The organism is Streptomyces sp. NPDC018947, from assembly GCF_044390505.1.
GTDB lineage: Bacteria > Actinomycetota > Actinomycetes > Streptomycetales > Streptomycetaceae > Streptomyces.
In genome coordinates this window covers 250016-268545 of the sequence record NZ_JBIRZD010000010.1, presented here as the reverse complement: position 1 = coordinate 268545, position 18530 = coordinate 250016, and the positions used below count along the sequence as shown (strand labels likewise).

At 71.2% G+C, this 18530-nt stretch carries 18 protein-coding genes and 1 riboswitch; of the genes, 13 read left to right on the top strand and 5 right to left on the bottom strand.

Annotation, left to right across the window (positions count from 1 at the left end):
• Positions 1–152: 152 nt before the first annotated feature.
• The 4 genes from ACH499_RS20920 to gcvT form a co-directional block, all read right to left on the bottom strand.
• The gene (locus ACH499_RS20920; RefSeq protein WP_365598086.1) at positions 153–1520 is read right to left on the bottom strand and encodes an L-serine ammonia-lyase; all 1368 of its coding nucleotides are present in this window, start codon (positions 1518–1520) and stop codon (positions 153–155) included.
• 85 nt (positions 1521–1605) lie between these two features.
• Positions 1606–2868, bottom strand: coding sequence for a serine hydroxymethyltransferase (gene glyA, locus ACH499_RS20915; protein ID WP_356205630.1), 1263 nt, complete (start codon positions 2866–2868; stop codon positions 1606–1608).
• A 14-nt stretch (positions 2869–2882) separates the two neighbouring features.
• The gene (gene gcvH / locus ACH499_RS20910) at positions 2883–3260 is read right to left on the bottom strand and encodes a glycine cleavage system protein GcvH (RefSeq protein ID WP_356205629.1); all 378 of its coding nucleotides are present in this window, start codon (positions 3258–3260) and stop codon (positions 2883–2885) included.
• Between the two features lie 113 nt (positions 3261–3373).
• A complete protein-coding gene (gene gcvT / locus ACH499_RS20905; protein ID WP_356205628.1) occupies positions 3374–4492 on the bottom strand; it encodes a glycine cleavage system aminomethyltransferase GcvT in 1119 nt (372 codons plus the stop codon).
• 160 nt (positions 4493–4652) lie between these two features.
• A riboswitch (glycine riboswitch) is annotated at positions 4653–4747 on the bottom strand.
• Between the two features lie 179 nt (positions 4748–4926).
• Between gcvT and ACH499_RS20900 the strand changes: the two genes are divergently transcribed.
• From ACH499_RS20900 to ACH499_RS20855, 10 genes are all read left to right on the top strand, one after another.
• Complete coding sequence (locus tag ACH499_RS20900; RefSeq protein ID WP_399017461.1) at positions 4927–5592, top strand: AAA family ATPase; 666 nt, start codon at positions 4927–4929, stop codon at positions 5590–5592.
• A gap of 80 nt (positions 5593–5672) precedes the next feature.
• Positions 5673–6452, top strand: a complete 780-nt coding sequence (locus ACH499_RS20895) for an enhanced serine sensitivity protein SseB (RefSeq protein ID WP_365598093.1) — start codon at positions 5673–5675, stop codon at positions 6450–6452.
• A 77-nt stretch (positions 6453–6529) separates the two neighbouring features.
• The gene (locus ACH499_RS20890) at positions 6530–7342 is read left to right on the top strand and encodes an enhanced serine sensitivity protein SseB C-terminal domain-containing protein (RefSeq protein ID WP_399017459.1); all 813 of its coding nucleotides are present in this window, start codon (positions 6530–6532) and stop codon (positions 7340–7342) included.
• Positions 7343–7658: 316 nt separating this feature from the next.
• On the top strand, positions 7659–8666 hold the full coding sequence (locus ACH499_RS20885) for an ABC transporter permease (RefSeq protein ID WP_356205624.1): 1008 nt from the start codon (positions 7659–7661) through the stop codon (positions 8664–8666).
• A gap of 70 nt (positions 8667–8736) precedes the next feature.
• Positions 8737–10539: an ABC transporter substrate-binding protein gene (locus ACH499_RS20880; protein ID WP_399017457.1), complete on the top strand. Its 1803-nt coding sequence runs from the start codon at positions 8737–8739 to the stop codon at positions 10537–10539.
• A 108-nt stretch (positions 10540–10647) separates the two neighbouring features.
• Positions 10648–11646 (top strand): ABC transporter permease, encoded by a 999-nt coding sequence (locus ACH499_RS20875; protein ID WP_356205622.1) that lies wholly within the window; start codon positions 10648–10650, stop codon positions 11644–11646.
• Entirely contained in the window at positions 11643–12740 is a 1098-nt protein-coding gene (locus ACH499_RS20870; protein WP_399017454.1) for an ABC transporter ATP-binding protein, read from the top strand. The genes ACH499_RS20875 and ACH499_RS20870 overlap by 4 nt, the downstream gene beginning before the upstream one ends.
• The gene (locus ACH499_RS20865; protein WP_399017453.1) at positions 12737–14131 is read left to right on the top strand and encodes a dipeptide ABC transporter ATP-binding protein; all 1395 of its coding nucleotides are present in this window, start codon (positions 12737–12739) and stop codon (positions 14129–14131) included. Before ACH499_RS20870 ends, ACH499_RS20865 begins: the two co-directional genes overlap by 4 nt.
• 69 nt (positions 14132–14200) lie before the next feature.
• On the top strand, positions 14201–14860 hold the full coding sequence (locus ACH499_RS20860; protein ID WP_356205619.1) for a trimeric intracellular cation channel family protein: 660 nt from the start codon (positions 14201–14203) through the stop codon (positions 14858–14860).
• Between the two features lie 72 nt (positions 14861–14932).
• The gene (locus ACH499_RS20855) at positions 14933–15793 is read left to right on the top strand and encodes a thioesterase family protein (protein WP_399017450.1); all 861 of its coding nucleotides are present in this window, start codon (positions 14933–14935) and stop codon (positions 15791–15793) included.
• Between the two features lie 65 nt (positions 15794–15858).
• Here ACH499_RS20855 and ACH499_RS20850 read toward each other — a convergent pair whose 3' ends face one another.
• Positions 15859–16485: a TetR family transcriptional regulator gene (locus ACH499_RS20850; protein WP_399017448.1), complete on the bottom strand. Its 627-nt coding sequence runs from the start codon at positions 16483–16485 to the stop codon at positions 15859–15861.
• A gap of 113 nt (positions 16486–16598) precedes the next feature.
• Here ACH499_RS20850 and ACH499_RS20845 point away from each other — a divergent pair, with 113 nt between their 5' ends.
• The 3 genes from ACH499_RS20845 (at position 16599) to ACH499_RS20835 (ending at position 18506) form a co-directional block, all read left to right on the top strand.
• Entirely contained in the window at positions 16599–16766 is a 168-nt protein-coding gene (locus ACH499_RS20845) for a hypothetical protein (protein WP_399017446.1), read from the top strand.
• A 57-nt stretch (positions 16767–16823) separates the two neighbouring features.
• Entirely contained in the window at positions 16824–17090 is a 267-nt protein-coding gene (locus ACH499_RS20840) for a DUF4190 domain-containing protein (protein ID WP_399017444.1), read from the top strand.
• Between the two features lie 252 nt (positions 17091–17342).
• The gene (locus tag ACH499_RS20835) at positions 17343–18506 is read left to right on the top strand and encodes a cysteine desulfurase family protein (RefSeq protein ID WP_356205614.1); all 1164 of its coding nucleotides are present in this window, start codon (positions 17343–17345) and stop codon (positions 18504–18506) included.
• Positions 18507–18530 lie beyond the last annotated feature (24 nt).

The following is an 18530-nucleotide window of genomic DNA, read 5'->3' as shown; positions in this document are numbered from 1 at the left end:
GGCACTTGGGTGGGCCGTCAACGTACCGCGGGTTTTTTTCCACGGGCAACGCGGGGGCCGGGGGGGGGGGCGGGGGGGGGGGGCCGGCGGGGGGGGGCCCCCGGGGGGGGGGCCCCCCACCACGGGCGACGTGCCGGTCCGGGGCGCGCCCCTCAGCACTCGATGATGTTCACCGCCAGCCCGCCGCGCGCCGTCTCCTTGTACTTGACCGACATGTCCGCGCCGGTCTCCTTCATGGTCTTGATGACCTTGTCCAGGGACACCTTGTGCGAGCCGTCGCCGCGCATCGCCATGCGGGCCGCCGTGACCGCCTTCACCGCGGCCATGCCGTTGCGCTCGATGCACGGAATCTGGACGAGGCCGCCGACGGGGTCGCAGGTGAGGCCGAGGTTGTGCTCCATGCCGATCTCCGCGGCGTTCTCGACCTGCTCCGGGGAGCCGCCGAGGACCTCGGCGAGCGCGCCCGCCGCCATCGAGCAGGCGGAGCCGACCTCGCCCTGGCAGCCGACCTCGGCGCCGGAGATGGAGGCGTTCTCCTTGAAGAGCATGCCGATCGCGCCCGCGGCGAGCAGGAAGCGGACCACACCCTCCTCGTCGGCGCCGGGCACGAAGTTCATGTAGTAGTGCAGCACCGCCGGGATGATGCCCGCCGCGCCGTTCGTCGGGGCCGTCACCACCCGGCCGCCGGCCGCGTTCTCCTCGTTCACGGCCATCGCGTAGAGCGTGATCCACTCCATCGCCAGGGCCTGCGGGTCGCCCTCGGAGCGCAGCTTGCGCGCGGTGTTCGCGGCGCGGCGGCGGACCTTCAGACCGCCCGGCAGGATGCCCTCGCGGGACATGCCGCGCGCCACGCACGCCTGCATGACGCGCCAGATCTCCAGCAGACCCTCGCGGATCTCGTCCTCGTCGCGCCAGGCCCGCTCGTTCTCCAGCATCAGCGCGGAAATCGACAGTCCGGTCTCCCGGGTGAGCCGCAGCAGCTCGTCACCGGTGCGGAAGGGGTACTTCAGCACGGTGTCGTCCAGCTTGATGCGGTCCGCGCCCACCGCGTCCTCGTCCACGACGAAACCGCCGCCGACCGAGTAGTACGTCTTGGAGAGCACCTCCGTGCCGTCCGCGTCGAACGCCCACAGCGTCATGCCGTTCGCGTGGTACGGGAGGGCCTTGCGGCGGTGCAGGACCATGTCGTCGTCGTAGGAGAAGGCGATCTCGCGCTCGCCGAGGAGGCTGAGGCGCCCGGACTCCTTGATCGCCTCGACGCGGTCGTCCGCCGTCTCCACGTCCACCGTGCGCGGCGAGGCGCCCTCCAGGCCGAGCAGTACCGCCTTGGGGGTGCCGTGGCCGTGGCCGGTGGCGCCGAGCGAGCCGTACAGCTCGGCCCGGACCGCGGTCACGGAGCCGAGCAGCTCCTCGTTGCGCAGGCGCCGGGCGAACATGCGGGCCGCGCGCATCGGGCCGACCGTGTGCGAGCTCGACGGGCCGATGCCGATCGAGAACAGGTCGAAGACCGAGATGGCCACGGGGACTCCTCACAACGGGGGTGCAGACGAAGGGGCGCCGTGCTCGCTTGTGGCGGGCGCGGCGCCCCGGGGGTCGTACTTCTGGTTACTTGTTCAGACCCGGGTACAGCGGGTGCTTGTCGGCCAGGGCCGTCACCCGGGCCTTGAGCGCCGCCGCGTCGTACGACGGCTTGAGCGCCTCGGCGATCACGTCGGCGACCTCGGCGAAGTCCTCGGCGTCGAAGCCGCGGGTCGCCAGCGCCGGCGTGCCGATGCGCAGACCGGAGGTCACCATCGGCGGGCGCGGGTCGTTCGGGACCGCGTTGCGGTTGACCGTGATGCCGACCTCGTGGAGGCGGTCCTCGGCCTGCTGGCCGTCCAGCTCGGAGTCACGCAGGTCCACCAGGACGAGGTGGACGTCCGTGCCGCCGGTCAGGACGGACACGCCCGCGGCCTTCGCGTCGTCCTTCACCAGGCGCTCGGCCAGGATCCGGGCGCCTTCCAGCGTACGACGCTGGCGCTCCTTGAAGTCCTCGCTCGCGGCCACCTTGAAGGCGACGGCCTTGGCGGCCACCACGTGCTCCAGCGGGCCACCCTGCTGACCGGGGAAGACAGCGGAGTTGATCTTCTTGGCCAGCTCGGCCGTGGAGAGGATCACACCGCCGCGCGGGCCGCCCAGCGTCTTGTGGGTCGTGGTGGTCACGACGTGGGCGTGCGGCACCGGGTTCGGGTGCAGGCCCGCCGCGACCAGACCGGCGAAGTGCGCCATGTCGACCATCAGGTACGCGCCGACCTCGTCCGCGATCCGGCGGAACTCGGCGAAGTCGAGCTGCCGCGGGTAGGCCGACCAGCCCGCCACGATCAGCTTCGGCCGGTTCTCCTTGGCGAGGCGCTCCACCTCGGCCATGTCCACCTGGCCGTCGTCGCCGACGTGGTACGCGACGACGTCGTAGAGCTTGCCCGAGAAGTTGATCTTCATGCCGTGGGTCAGGTGCCCGCCGTGGGCGAGGTTCAGACCCATGATGGTGTCGCCCGGCTTGAGCAGCGCGAACATCGCGGCCGCGTTGGCCTGGGCGCCCGAGTGCGGCTGCACGTTGGCGTGCTCGGCGCCGAAGAGCGCCTTGACCCGGTCGATGGCGATCTGCTCGACCACGTCGACGTGCTCGCAGCCGCCGTAGTAGCGGCGGCCGGGGTAGCCCTCGGCGTACTTGTTGGTGAGGACCGAGCCCTGGGCCTCCATGACCGCGACCGGGGCGAAGTTCTCCGAGGCGATCATCTCGAGGGTGGACTGCTGGCGGTGCAGCTCGGCGTCGACGGCGGCGGCGACGTCGGGGTCGAGCTCGTGCAGGGGCGTGTTCAGAAGCGACATGCGTCCGTGACTCCTCAGGCGCCGGCGAATGCGGAGTACTCGTCGGCGGAGAGCAGGTCGCCCGGCTCCTCGCTGACGCGCACCTTGAACAGCCAGCCGCCCTCGAAGGGCGCGGAGTTCACCAGGGACGGGTCGTTGACGACGTCGTCGTTGATCTCGGTGACCTCGCCGGAGACGGGGGAGTACAGGTCGGAGACCGACTTGGTCGACTCCAGTTCGCCGCAGGTCTCGCCCGCGGACACGGTGTCGCCGACCTCGGGGAGCTGGACGAAGACGACGTCACCGAGCGCGTTGGCCGCGTGCTCCGTGATGCCGACCGTCGAGACGCCGTCCTCGGCGGCCGACAGCCACTCGTGCTCCTTGCTGTAGCGAAGCTGCTGGGGGTTGCTCATGGCCTGAATTCTCCTGTACGCGGGACAGTGCTGATGACGGGGGGAGTGCGGAAACCGCTGATGGGCGGCGCGGGCGCGTGCGGGGGCACCGACGGGCCCCGCACGCCCAGTGTCTACTTCTGGCGCTTGTAGAACGGCAGTGCCACGACCTCGTACGGCTCGTGGGTGCCCCGGATGTCCACGCCGACGCCCGCGGTGCCCACGGCCGCGTGCGCCGCGTCGACGTACGCCATGGCGATCGGCTTGCCCAGCGTGGGGGAGGGGGCGCCGGAGGTGACCTCGCCGACCACCTCGCCGCCGGCCACGACCGCGTACCCGGCGCGCGGGACCCGGCGGCCCTCGGCGACCAGGCCGACCAGGACGCGGGGCGGGTTCGCCTCGGCCCGGGCGGCGGCCTGCTCGAGCGCCGCGCGCCCCACGAAGTCGCCCTCCTTCTCGAACTTCACCACCCGGCCGAGCCCGGCGTCGAAGGGCGTCAGGGCGGTCGTCAGCTCGTGCCCGTACAGCGGCATGCCCGCCTCCAGGCGGAGCGTGTCGCGGCAGGACAGGCCGCACGGGATCAGCCCGGCGCCCTCGCCCGCCTCGACCAGCGCCTGCCACAGCTCCACGGCGTGCTCCGGCTTCACGAACAGCTCGAAGCCGTCCTCGCCGGTGTAGCCGGTGCGCGCGATGAGCGCCGGGACGCCGGCCACCGTGCCGGGCAGGCCGGCGTAGTACTTCAGGCCGTCCAGGTCCGCGTCGGTGAGCGACGCGAGGATGCCCGGGGACTCGGGGCCCTGCACGGCGAGCAGCGCGTAGGCGTCGCGGTCGTCACGGACCTCGGCGTCGAAGCCCGCGGCCCGCTCGGTGAGCGCGTCCAGCACCACCTGGGCGTTGGAGGCGTTGGCGACCACCATGTACTCGGTCTCGCCCAGCCGGTAGACGATCAGGTCGTCCAGGATGCCGCCGTCCTCGCGGCAGATCATGGTGTAGCGGGCCCGGCCCGGCTTCACGCTGCCGATGTTGCCGACCAGCGCGAAGTCCAGCAGATCGGCCGCCTGCGGACCGGTGACGGCGATCTCGCCCATGTGGGAGAGGTCGAAGAGCCCGGCGCGGGTGCGCACCGCGTTGTGCTCGTCGCGCTCGGAGCCGTAGCGCAGGGGCATGTCCCAGCCGGCGAAGTCGGTCATCGTCGCGCCGAGCGCGCGATGCGTGGCATCCAGCGCGGTACGGCGGAGTTCGGTACTGCTCATCGGTCGGTCGTCTCCCAGGACAGGACGGCACGGGCGAGGTGGATCCTCCCCATCTGTCATCGGAACCTGAGAGGTTCGCCATGACCACCGGGACGCGGCGGTCAGGACTTGCACCTTGGGTGGGGCGGCCGTCGCACGGCGGCCCGCTTTTCAGATGTGCCTCGCCCGCGCGGTAACGGGGCCTGAGAGATTCAAGGGAGGGACTTGCTCCTTCGGCGCCCCGGCGACGGCCGGGGACTCTCCCGCGCGGATTCAAACGGCCGGTATGCAGTTGGCGCCGCCATCATTGCATGCCGGGCCCGTTCGTGGCAGACCGTGATCTGTAACCGGCTTGTGGCAGGGAGCGCACGAAAACGCGAGACCGCGCCATTACCTTCTCTTTACACTCGACGGGGACGGGAACTCGTGAACCGCCCCAGGGGAGGACGATCACGGTGAACAGGACCACGGCCTACGCCACGACCTCGGGAATCGCGCTGCCGAAGCGGGCCGCCACGGCCGGGGAGGCGTGTGCCGGTTCTCCCGCACCCGTCGTCCGCGACCTGCGCGACCGCTCCGGCCGCAGCCCCCACGCCCTGCTCTTCGGCCCCCGGGACCTGGTGGTGATCACCGGCCTGCCCGGCAGCGGCAAATCCACCCTCATGCGGCGCACCGTGCGCGGGCTGCGCGTCGACTCCCAGGACACCCGCGACCGCTGGGACCGCCGCATGCCGCGCTTCGTCCCGTACGCGCTCTACCGTCCCCTCGTCCGGCTCGCCCACTACGCCGGGCTGCGCCGCGCGCTGCGCAGCGGCGAGGGCGTCGTCGTGCACGACTGCGGCACCCAGGCCTGGGTGCGCGGCTGGCTGGCCCGCGAGGCCCGCCGCCGCGGCGGCACCCTGCACCTGCTGCTCCTCGACGTCGGCGTGGACGACGCCCTCGCCGGGCAGCGCGAGCGCGGCCGGGGCGTCTCGCGGTACGCCTTCCTGCGGCACCGCACGGCGACCGGCCGGCTGCTGGCCTCCGTGACCGAGGGCACCCTGCCCGCCGGCTGCGCCTCGGCGGTCCTGCTGGACCGGGCGGCGGCCGACGCGCTGCACCGCGTCGCCTTCACCGGCTGAGGTGACGGACCGTGGGCCCGCCGGTCCGAACGGGTTAGCCTTTTCAGCCACAGCAGCGGTACCAGGCAGGCGGTAGGCAGATGGACTTCCCAGCGGACTTCCCGGCGCAGGCGCATCCCCACCCGCACGGTGGATGGCCCGGCAACGAGCTGGAGGAGGTGCTGTCCGCGTCCCTCGGCGTGCCGGGCGCCGGCGGCCGGATCGTGGAGGTGCTCGGGCGCAGCTCCGTCTGGGTCCCGCTGCCCAACGGAGGCGGCCCGGACACCGGCCCCCTCGACCTGCCCACGGTGGAGATCGAGGGCCAGGCGTACGTGCCGGTGTTCAGCTCCGAGGAACAGCTCCGCCGCGTCGCCGGCCCCCACATGGCCTACACCGTCGCCCCCGCCGCGGAGTTCGCCCGCGGCCTGCCCCCGCAGGCCGGCATCGCCGTGAACCCGGACGGAGTGGTCGGCGTCCCGCTGCCGCCGGCCGCCGTGGCCGAGCTGTGCCGGGCGGGACGCACCCCGCTGGACGGGCCCGCGTCCGGCGGCCGCGTCCGGCTGTTCGAGCCGGACTGGCAGGACGACCCGGTGGACTTCCTGGCCGCGGCCTCCAAGGAGTTCGCCGCCACCGGCGTCGTGCGCACCGCCCGCCGCTGCCTCGCCTCCGTCGAGACCGCGGACCCGGTGATGTTCGTGGGCGTCGAGCTGGCCCACTGGGAGGGCGAGGCCCCCACCCTCCCGATGGACGCCCTGGGCCGCGCGCTCGGCGCGGTCCCCGTCGCGTGGCCGGTCAACCTGGTCCTGCTGGAAGCGGCCCAGGACCCGGTCTGCGACTGGATGAGGTCCCAGGTCCGGCCGTTCTACCAGCAGGACGTGTGACACCGGCCGGGGACAACTCCCGAAGCCACCTAAGCTGGTTCCCCGACAGGGGACGATTCTCGAAGGGTCGGTAAAAGGTGAGCGCGAGCGGTACCGCCGCGACCGGGCAGGTCGAGCACATGCTGCGCCAGGTGACGCCCGGGCGCTACGACGCCTACGAGGCTCTGCTCCGCGCGCTCGCCACCCCCGCCTCCGGCCAGGTCTGGATGCTGCTGTGGCACGGCCAGGCCGGCTCGCCCGACGCCCAGTACGGGAACATGGAGGTCGACGGCTACGGCTACGCGCCCTGCGTCACCTCCGCCCAGGAGCTGTCCGCCAGCGGCTGGAACCGCTCGTACGAGGTGGTCGACGGACTCGAAGTCGCCCGCGCCCTCTACCCGGACCACTACGGCCTCTGGCTCAACCCGCACGCCCCGGGCGGCGGCGTCGGCATCCCCTGGCTCGACCTGCGCCGCATCGCCTCCGGCCTGGACCGCCAGCCCGCCGGACCCCTGCGCCTGTCCGAACCGGCCATCGAGATCCCGCAGTTCTACGCCCTGCTCGCGCAGAACGCCCACCGCACCCCGGCGGTCCGCGCGCTGCGCCGCGCCTGGGTGCAGCCGGCCCTCGGCGCCCCGTACCTCGCCATCGGCCTGGACGTGTACGACACGTCGCCGCCGGCCGTGGACGCGGTCCGGGCGATGATGCAGCAGTCCGTCACCGCGGTGCCGGAGGGACTGCCGGTGTCGACGGTGGCGATGACCGACGCGCACGACCCCGTCGCCATGTGGCTGCGCGCCAACGCCCGTCCGTTCTACGACCGCGAGGCCCACGCCGCCGCGCCCGCGCCCGCGCCCGCCCGGACGCCCGCGTCCGGCTACGGCTATCCCCCGGCCGGGGGCCGCTACTGACGGTCGTGAGGACCGTTCCGCGACCGGTGTGCGGACATCTTCGCGCGTAGAGGGAGGCCGTAAGGCCCCGCTCCCGCCCATGATGTCCAACTCGTCCGTGTCCGGCCGCCGTTACCCGCTGTCCGGATAACGGAACACCTCAGACAGCATCACGGTTGCGCATCCATTCCCCGTCAAGTCTGGCTCCATGTCGCCAAACCGTTGAAGACTCCCGCAACAAGGGGTGGAGGTCCGCCCCTGTGTACGACGGACTGATCACGCCGCTACAGCGGCAAGTGCGGGCCGGTTACCGCCGGTTGAGAGGGGTCCCTGCCAGATGACGGCACCATTGCACGAGCCGACCGCGGAAGCGGCCCCGAGTGCTGCCGAGGAAGCGGCGGTTGCCGGCGCGCAGACCAAAGCGGTCCAGGGCCGTTCCCTGGGCCGGATCGCCTGGGAACGCCTGAAGAGGGACAAGCTGGCCCTCACGGGCGGCATCGTGGTGCTCGTCCTCATCGTGATCGCGGTGCTCGCTCCGCTGATCACCAACCTCTACGGCCAGGATCCCGACGCCTACAACGAGAGCATGATCGACCCGCTGTTCGGCACCCCCAAGGGGTCCCTGGGCGGGATCAGCGGTGACCACTGGCTGGGCGTCGAACCGGTCAACGGCCGTGACATCTTCGCCCGCATCGTCCACGGCGCCCGGATCTCGCTGCTCGTGGGCTTCCTGTCGGCGCTGGTCGCGGTGGTCATCGGCACCGTGCTGGGCGTGCTGGCCGGCTTCTTCGGCGGCTGGGTCGACTCCCTCATCAGCCGGGTGATGGACGGTCTGCTGGCCTTCCCGCAGCTCCTGTTCATCATCGCCCTGGTCTCCGTCATGCCGGACCACATGCTGGGCCTGAGCGGCACGGGTGTCCGCCTGCTCATGATGATCCTGGTCATCGGTTTCTTCGGCTGGCCCTACATCGGACGCGTCGTCCGTGGCCAGACCCTCTCCATGCGTGAACGGGAGTACGTCGAGGCGGCACGGTCGCTGGGCGCCGGACGGTTCTACATCCTGTTCAAGGAACTGCTGCCCAATCTGGTGGCGCCGATCATCGTCTACACCACGATGATGATCCCCACCAACATCCTCACCGAGGCCGCACTCAGCTTCCTGGGTGTGGGCGTCAAGCCGCCCACCTCGTCGTGGGGGCAGATGCTCTCGAGCGCGATCGACTACTACAAGTCGGACCCCATGTACATGGTGGTCCCGGGTGTGGCGATCTTCATCACCGTCCTTGCCTTCAACCTCTTCGGCGACGGCGTACGCGACGCGCTGGACCCGAAGGGCTCCCGCTGACCTGCCGTACCGGCAAGCGACCCGTGGCACCTGCACGGGGTCTCTCATCTAATCCGGAGGAACCGAGATCGTGACTACCCAACGCACCTCAGGGCGGCGCAAGCAGGCCATGGCCGCTGCCGCAGTGGTCGCCGCGCTGCTGACCACGGCGGCGTGCGGCGGCGGCGGCGGAGACGAAGGCGGCAGCGGCGGTTCGAAGAACGGCGCGGCCGGCTTCGACGCGGCCAACAACAAGGTCGCCCAGGCCTCCGCCGCCAAGAAGGGCGGCACCCTGAAGTTCGCGAGCACGCAGGACGCCGACTCGTGGGACACCACGCGCGGCTACTACGGCTTCATGTGGAACTTCTCCCGCTACTACAGCCGTCAGCTCGTCACGAACAAGACCGAGCCCGGTGCCGCGGGCGCCGAGGTCACCCCGGACCTCGCCACGGGGCTCGCCAAGGTCTCGGACGACGGCAAGACCTACACGTACACCCTGCGTGACGGCGTCACCTGGGAGGACGGCAAGCCGATCACCTCCAAGGACGTCAAGTACGGCATCGAGCGCGTCTGGGCGCAGGACGTGCTGTCCGGCGGTCCGACGTACCTCAAGGAGGTACTCGACCCCAAGGACGAGTACAAGGGCCCGTACAAGGACACGTCCAAGGACAAGCTCGGCCTGAAGGCGATCGAGACGCCGGACGACAAGACCATCGTCTTCCGCCTGCCGCAGGCCAACTCGGACTTCGAGGAGATGCTCGCGCTGACCTCGGCGTCCCCGGTCCGCCAGGACAAGGACACCAAGTCCAAGTACGGCCTGCGTCCCTTCTCCTCGGGCCCGTACAAGTTCGAGTCCTACAACCCGGGCAAGGACCTCACCCTGGTCCGCAACACCGAGTGGAAGCAGGAGTCGGACCCGGTCCGCAAGGCGTACCCGGACAAGATCACGATCAAGTTCTTCTCCAACGCCAACGACCTGGACGCCCGCCTGATCGCCGGCGACTACGACCTGGACCTCGCCCAGACCGGCCTGTCGCCGCAGGGCCGCACCACGGCCCTGAAGGAGCACAAGGGCAACCTGGACAACCCGGTCTCCGGCTACATCCGGTACGCCTCCTTCCCGCAGAACGTCGCGCCGTTCGACAACATCCACTGCCGCAAGGCCGTGATCTACGGTGCCGACCACGTCTCGCTGCAGACGGCCCGCGGTGGCCCGATCGCCGGTGGTGACATCGGTACCAACATGCTGCCGCCGTCCGTCCCGGGCTCCGAGGGCCAGAAGTACGACCCGTACGAGATCGCCGGCGCCAACAAGAGCGGCAACGTCGAGAAGGCCAAGGAAGAGCTGAAGGCCTGCGGCAAGCCCAACGGCTTCAAGACCACCATCGCCGTCCGCAACAACAAGCCGGTCGAGGTGGCCACCGCCGAGTCCCTCCAGGCGTCGCTGAAGAAGGTCGGCATCGACGTCGAGATCTCGCAGTACGACGGCTCGCAGTACGCCAGCGTCATCGGCAGCCCGGCGAACGTGAAGAAGAAGGGCTACGGCATCATCATCATGGGCTGGGGCCCGGACTTCCCGTCCGTGCAGGGCTACGGTCTGCCGCTGTGGCACAGCGACTACATCCTCGAGAGCGCGAACAACAACTTCGCGATGATCAACGACAAGAAGATCGACGGTCTGTTCGCCGACTACCTCACCGAGCTGGACGACGCCGGCAAGGCCAAGATCGCCACTGAGATCAACCACAAGGTCATGGAGGGCGGTTACTACCTGCCCTTCGTCTTCGAGAAGTTCATCAACTGGCGCTCCAACCGGCTGGCGAACGTGTACACGACCGACGGCTACAGCGGCATGTACGACTTCGTCAACCTCGGTCTGAAGTCCACGAAGTAACCGGTACACCCGCCGTACGGCACGAAAGGCAGGTGAAGGCCGGCGCGGCGTGATGGCGGGCCGCCGGACGATCTCCGGCGGCCCGCGGTCCGCAGCGGGCCGTAAGCTGTGCTCGCTTACCTCATCAGGCGGCTGTTCGCCGCCGCAGTGATGCTGGTGGTCATCATCCTGGTGGTCTTCAGCATCTTCTTCCTCGTCCCCAAGTGGGCGGGTGTCGACATCGCCCTGAACTTCGTCGGCAAGCAGGCGGACCCCGCCGCCGTCGAGGGTGTGCGGCAGAAGCTGGGTCTGGGCGACCCGGTCTTCGTCCAGGCCTGGGAGTTCTTCAAGGGCATCTTCGTGGGCCGGACCTACGCGGGCGGCGGTGACGTCACCCAGTGCTCCGCGCCGTGCTTCGGGTACTCCTTCCGCACCGAGCAGGCCGTCTGGCCGGTTCTGACCGAGCGTTTCCCGGTGACCCTGGCTCTCGCGCTCGGTGCGGCCGTCCTGTGGCTGATCTTCGGCCTCGCCGCCGGTGTGCTCTCCGCGCTCAAGCGGGGCACCCTGTGGGACCGCGGCGCGATGATCGTCGCGCTGGCGGGCGTCTCCCTCCCGATCTACTTCACCGGTCTGCTCAGCCTCGCGATCTTCTCCTACGGACTCGGCTGGATCAACGGCGAGTTCGTGCCCCTGGAGGACAGCCTGACCGGCTGGCTCGGCGGCATGATCCTGCCCTGGGTCACCCTGGCCTTCCTGTACGCCGCGATGTACGCCCGGATCACCCGCGCCACCATGATGGAGATCCTCGGCGAGGACTACATCCGCACCGCGCGCGCCAAGGGCCTCAAGGAGCAGGTCGTCATCCGCAAGCACGCCATGCGGTCGACGCTGACGCCCCTGCTGACCATGCTCGGCATGGACCTCGGCGCCCTGATGGGCGGGGCGATCCTCACCGAGACCACGTTCAGCCTCCCCGGCCTCGGGCAGAAGGTGCTGGACGCGATCAAGAACCAGGACCTGCCCTTCATCCTGGGCGTCGTCCTGATCACTTCCCTCGCGGTGCTCATCGCCAACCTCGTGGTGGACATCCTGTACGCCGTGATCGACCCCCGAGTGAGGCTCGCATGACCGAACTGAGCAAGAGCGGAGCGGCCGTGGGCGAGCCCACCGGCACCTCTCCCGCGCCGACCGCCTTCCTCGAAGTGCGTGACCTCAAGGTGCACTTCCCCACCGACGACGGTGTGGTCAAGTCCGTCGACGGGCTCAGCTTCCAGCTGGAGAAGGGCAAGACCCTCGGCATCGTGGGCGAGTCCGGCTCCGGCAAGTCGGTGACCTCGCTCGGCATCATGGGCCTGCACACCGCCGGCCAGTACGGCAAGCGCAAGGCGCGGCTCTCGGGCGAGATCTGGCTGGACGGCACCGAGCTGCTGTCCGCCGACCCCGACCGGGTGCGCAAGCTGCGCGGCCGCCAGATGGCGATGATCTTCCAGGACCCGCTGTCCGCGCTGCACCCGTACTACACGATCGGCCAGCAGATCGTGGAGGCGTACCGCGTCCACCACGACGTGGACAAGAAGACCGCCAGGCGCCGTGCCGTGGAGATGCTCGACCGCGTCGGCATCCCGCAGCCGGACAAGCGCGTGGACAGCTACCCGCACGAGTTCTCCGGCGGTATGCGCCAGCGCGCGATGATCGCGATGTCCCTGGTCAACAACCCCGAACTGCTCATCGCGGACGAGCCGACGACCGCCCTGGACGTGACCGTCCAGGCGCAGATCCTCGACCTGATCCGGGACCTGCAGAAGGAGTTCGGCTCCGCGGTCATCATCATCACCCACGACCTGGGCGTGGTCGCCGAACTCGCCGACGACCTGCTGGTGATGTACGGCGGGCGCTGCGTCGAGCGGGGCCCGGCCGACAAGGTGTTCTACGAGCCCCGGCACCCCTACACCTGGGGCCTGCTCGGCTCGATGCCGCGGCTCGACCGCGACCAGCAGGAACGCCTGATCCCGGTCAAGGGCTCCCCGCCCTCCCTGATCAACCTCCCGTCCGGCTGCGCCTTCAACCCGCGCTGCCCGTACGCCGACGTGCCCAAGGACGACGTCACCCGCACGGTCCGCCCGGAGCTGACCGAGGTCGGCAGCAAGCACTGGGCCGCCTGCCACATGTCGCAGGAGCAGCGGGAGCGTATCTGGACCGAAGAGATTGCGCCGAAGCTGTGAGCGACAAGGCAGAGGACAAGGCAGTGGACATCCCTGCGCAGAGCGACGGCACCCGGGGCGAGGCCGGCGGGGCCGCCACTCTCACCAAGGGCGCCGCCCCCGGCGAGACCCTGCTGAAGGTGACCGGGCTGCAGAAGCACTTCCCGATCAGGAAGGGCCTGCTGCAGCGCCAGGTCGGCGCGGTGCGCGCGGTCGACGGCCTCGACTTCGAGGTCAGGGCCGGCGAGACCCTCGGCGTCGTGGGCGAGTCCGGCTGCGGCAAGTCGACGATGGGCCGGCTGATCACCCGGCTGCTGGAGCCGACCGCGGGCAAGGTCGAGTTCGAGGGCAAGGACATCACCCACCTCGGGGTCGGCGGGATGCGCCCGCTGCGCCGCGACGTGCAGATGATCTTCCAGGACCCGTACTCGTCGCTGAACCCGCGCCACACCATCGGCACCATCGTCAGCGCCCCCTTCAAGCTCCAGGGCGTCGAGCCCGAGGGCGGGGTCAAGAAGGAGGTGCAGCGGCTGCTGTCGGTGGTCGGGCTCAACCCCGAGCACTACAACCGCTACCCGCACGAGTTCTCCGGCGGCCAGCGCCAGCGCATCGGCATCGCCCGCGCGCTCGCGCTCAACCCGAAGCTGGTCGTGGCCGACGAGCCGGTCTCCGCGCTCGACGTCTCGATCCAGGCCCAGGTCGTCAACCTGCTCGACGACCTCCAGCAGGAGCTGGGCCTGACGTACGTGATCATCGCGCACGACCTGTCCGTCGTCCGGCACGTCTCCGACCGGATCGCGGTGATGTACCTCGGCAAGATCGTGGAGCTGGCCGACCGCGACCAGCTCTACAAGTCGCCGATGCACCCGTACACCAAGGCCCTGCTGTCGGCGGTGCCGATCCCGGACCCGTCGCGCAAGGCCGCCAAGAGCGAGCGCATCCTGCTCAAGGGCGACGTGCCCTCGCCGATCGCCCCGCCGAGCGGCTGCCGCTTCCACACCCGGTGCTGGAAGGCGACGGAGATCTGCAAGACCACCGAGCCCCCGCTGAAGGAGCTGCGGCCGGGTCAGCAGGTCGCCTGCCACCACCCGGAGAACTTCGCGGACCAGGCCCCGCAGGACGTCGTCCTGCTGACCGACGCCAAGGAGGCGGCGGAGCTGGTCTCACAGGACGCGCTGGCGAAGTCGGCCGAGACCTCGGCGGCGGTGGCCGCGGAGGTGGAGGGCACGGAGCCCGAGGCGGCGGAGCCGGAGAGCGCCACCGCGAAGACCGCGTCCGCGGAGACGGAGGCGTCCGCGCCGGAGGGCGCGGAGGCCGAGGCCGGGGAGCCTGAGGGCACGGAGCCCGAGGCCGGGGAGCCCGAGGCGACCGAGCCCGCGACCGACGCCGAGCCTCCGGCCAAGGAGAAGTAACCCGCACGACCGGTGAGTCCCCGCCTTCGTTTGTAAGGCGGGGACTCACCGGCAGGTGAGAATGGCAGGGTGTACGAGCAACTCTTCAGCCCCACCGTGCAGCACACGCTGGACCTGATCGGCATCTTCGTCTTCGCCATCTCCGGCGCCCTGCTGGCCGTCCGCAAGAACTTCGACGTCTTCGGCATGGCGGTGCTGGCCGAGGTCACCGCGCTGGGCGGCGGGCTGTTCCGGGACCTGATCATCGGGGCGGTGCCGCCCGCGGCGTTCACGGACCTGGGGTACTTCCTCACCCCCCTGCTCGCCACCGTGCTGGTCTTCTTCCTCCACCCCCACGTCGAGCGCCTCCAGACCGGCGTCAACGTGTTCGACGCGGCCGGCCTCGGCCTGTTCTGCGTCGCCGGCACGACGAAGGCGTACGACTACGGACTGGGCCTGACCGCCTCCGCCTGTCTGGGCCTGGCCACCGCGGTGGGCGGCGGTGTGCTGCGCGACGTGCTGGCCAACGAGGTGCCGTCGCTGCTGCGCTGGGACCGCGACCTGTACGCCGTCCCGGCCATCGTCGGCGCCGCCACGGTCGCCCTGTGCATCCGCTTCGAGGCGCTGAACCCGCTCACCAGCGGCCTCGCCGTGGTCACCGCCTTCGTGCTGCGCCTGCTGGCGATGCGCTTCCACTGGCGGGCCCCGCGTGCCTGGAACCGGCGCTCGACGGTCGTCGAGGGGGAGTGAGGAAGGGCGGAGCCGGAGCGGGGTCCGCGATAAAAGCTACCGCTTAGTAGTTTCCTGTTGTAGCGTGCAGCCATGCCAGAAGCAGCCTCCGCACCGGCCACCCGGGCCGCCATCGGCGACAGTGAGTTCGACCGCGACACCAGCGTGACGCGGCGCTCCCCCGGCGTCTACGACATCGACCTCTCCGCCGGATGGACGATCATCAACGCCGTCAACGGCGGCTATCTGCTGGCGGTCCTGGGCCGCGCCCTCGGCGACGCCCTGCCGCACCCGGACCCCTTCACCGTCTCGGCGCACTACCTCACCGCCTCCCAGCCCGGCCCGGCGGTCGTGCGCACCGAGACCGTGCGCACCGGCCGCACGCTCTCGACCGGCCAGGCCTCCCTCTTCCAGTACGACGACGAGGGCAACGAGGTCGAGCGCATCCGCGTCCTCGCCTCCTACGGCGACCTGGACGCGCTGCCGGACGACGTCCGCACCTCGGCGAAGCCGCCGGTGATCCCACCCATGGAACAGTGCTTCGGCCCCGAGGACGGCCCCGCGCCCGTCGAGGGCAGCTCCGCCATCGCCGACCGGCTGATGCTCAAGCTGGACCCCGCCACCCTGGGCTGGGCCCTCGGGCAGCCCTCGGGCAAGGGGGAGATGCGGGCCTGGTTCGGGCTGGCCGACGGCCGCGACGCCGACCCCCTCTCGCTGCTCCTCGCGGTGGACGCGCTGCCGCCGACCGCCTTCGAGCTGGGCCTGAAGGGCTGGGTGCCGACGGTCGAGCTGACCGTGCACGTGCGCTGCCGCCCCGCGCCGGGCCCCCTGCGGGTCTCCATCACCACACGCAACCTCGCCGGAGGCTTCCTCGAGGAGGACGCCGAGGTCTGGGACAGCGCGGACCGCCTGGTCGCCCAGTCCCGCCAGCTCGCCCGCGTGCGGCTGGGCTGACCCCCGCGGTGACGCCGCGCCCTCGCGGCCGGCGTCACCGCCTCGGCGGGCGCCCCGCCGCCCCGTCAGTCCAGCCAGTGCCGGCGGCCGACGCTGATCAGCCGCAACTGCCGGGTCGCCAGCCGGGTGACGCGTTCGCGCTCCGCCTCCGGGGCGTCCAGCGCCTCCAGGAACAGCGAGGCGGTGATCAGCATCTGGTCGACGTACAGATGCGCCAGCATCAGCAGGTCGTCGCCGCTCCACCCGGCGGCCGCGGCGTCCTCGGCCAGCTCGTCCCTCACCTCGCGGGCGAACCGGGTGAGCTGCTCCCGTATCTCCTCGCGCACCGGCTGGACGCCGCCGTGCCGTTCCCGTGCGATGAAACGGACGTGTGCGGGGTACTCCGCCACATGACGGGCGATCAGGTCGACGGCGCGCGTGATGCGTTCCTCGCTGTCGTCCGCCGTGGCCACCGTCGTCCGGATCATCGGGTGCAGGCTGCCCAGCGCCTCCTCGACGAGGGCCACGCCGAGGTCGGCCGTGGAGCCGAAGTGCCGGTAGAAGGCGGTCGGGGCGACGCCCGCGGCGCGGGTGACCTCGCGCAGGCCCAGGCTGCTCAGGCTCTGCTCCTCCAGCAGCGCCAGTGCCGCGTCCAGCAGCGCCTGACGCGTCTTCAGCTTCTGCGCCTGCCGAGCGCCGAGGGTGTGACTCATACCATGCAGTCAACAACTGTTCTCCGGAATGGGAAAGTCATGGGGCGCGTTAGACTGAGAAGTCAGTGAACAACTGTAACTACAAGCGTTCACCGAAGTTGGGGGTCCGCTCCATGCTGTTTCTCGTCGTCGCACTGCTGCTCCTCGGCGCCGTGCTGGGCACCGTCGCCCACGCCCCGCTCACCTTCTCCGTCGCCGTGGGCCTGGTCATCGCGGTCTGGCTCGGCGTCTTCGCGATCCGCGAGTGGCACGGCCGCCATCGGCGCACCTCCGCCCACTGACCTCCGCCGGTCCGCTGCAGCACAGGCCGGCCGCCGACGCACCGTAAGGAGAACGCCATGCAGCTCACCGCACCCGCCAGCCGCCGGACCGGCGTCCGGGACACCGACGGCATGGCCGTCGCGTCCTTCGTCCTCGGGCTGCTCGGCCTGCTCGTCCTCAACGTCTTCCTGGGGCCCGTCGCCATCGCGCTGGCGGGCGTCGCCCTGTGGCGGGGCACCGCACGCCGCGGCCGCGCCCTGCTCGGCCTCGGCCTGGGCGTCGCCGACCTGGTGGTCCTGGCGGCGTTCATGTCCGCGGACAACACGATGTCCTGGAGCCTGTGAGCGGCCTGCCGGACAGGCCGGTTCCGGACCGCCGACCAGGGCGCCGACGGCCGGACGGCCGGGGCGGAACCGCCGGACGGGCGGTCGCCGACCGCCGGAGGACCGGCGTCGACCGCCGCCGACCGCCCGACGGGCCGCCGTCCACCGCCGGAGGGGCGCGTTCCGGAACACCGGGCGGCGGCTGCCGGTTCCCGGAAGGGACCGGCCTTGATCCGAGGCGGGCCGGGGCCGCCCCGTAGAATCGGCCTCACCATGGCTTACCTCGACCACGCCGCGACCACCCCGATGCTCCCCGAGGCGGTCGAGGCACTCACCGCGCACCTGGGCGCCACCGGCAACGCCTCCTCCCTCCACGCGTCCGGCCGCCGCGCGCGGCGCACCGTCGAGGAGGCCCGCGAGACCCTCGCCGAAGCCCTCGGCGCCCGCCCCAGCGAGGTCGTCCTCACCTCCGGCGGTACCGAGGCCGACAACCTCGCCGTCAAGGGCCTGTACTGGGCCCGCCGCGACGCCGACCCGGCCCGCACCCGGGTCCTGGCCAGCCCCGTCGAACACCACGCCGTGCTCGACGCCGTCCACTGGCTCGGCGAGCACGAGGGGGCGACCGTCGAGTACCTGCCGGTCGACGCGTACGGCCGCGTCCACCCCGAGGCGCTGCGCGAGGCCCTCGCCCGCGACCCCGGCGACGTCGCCCTCGCCACCGTGATGTGGGCCAACAACGAGATCGGCACCGTCATGCCGGTGCGGGAACTCGCCGACGTGGCCGCCGAGTTCGAGGTCCCGCTGCACGCCGACGCGGTGCAGGCCGTCGGGCAGCTCCCGGTGGACTTCGCCGCCTCCGGGCTCGCCGCGATGACGGTTTCCGGCCACAAGATCGGCGGCCCCTACGGCATCGGCGCCCTGCTGCTGGGCCGCGAGTACAGCCCCGTACCCGTCCTGCACGGCGGCGGCCAGGAACGCCACGTACGCTCCGGCACCCTCGACGTGCCCGCCGTCGCCTCCTTCGCGGTCGCCGGGCGTCGCGCGGCCGAGCAGCGCGAGTGGTTCGCCCGCGAGATCGGCGCCCTGCGCGACGAGCTGGTCGACGCCGTCCGTACGGCGGTCCCCGACGCGATCCTCGGCGGCGACCCGGTGGACCGGCTGCCGGCCAACGCCCACTTCACCTTCCCCGGCTGCGAGGGCGACTCCCTCCTCCTGCTGCTCGACGCCCAGGGCATCGAGTGCTCCACCGGCTCCGCCTGCACCGCCGGTGTCGCCCAGCCCAGCCACGTCCTGCTGGCCACGGGCACGGACCCGGACCTGGCCCGCGGCACCCTGCGCTTCTCCCTCGGCCACACCTCCACGCGGGACGACGTCGAGGCACTGGCCAAGGCGATCGGCCCGGCGGTGGAACGCGCACGGGCGGCGGGGCTGACGTAGCGGCCGGGAGCGGAGGCCGCCGCG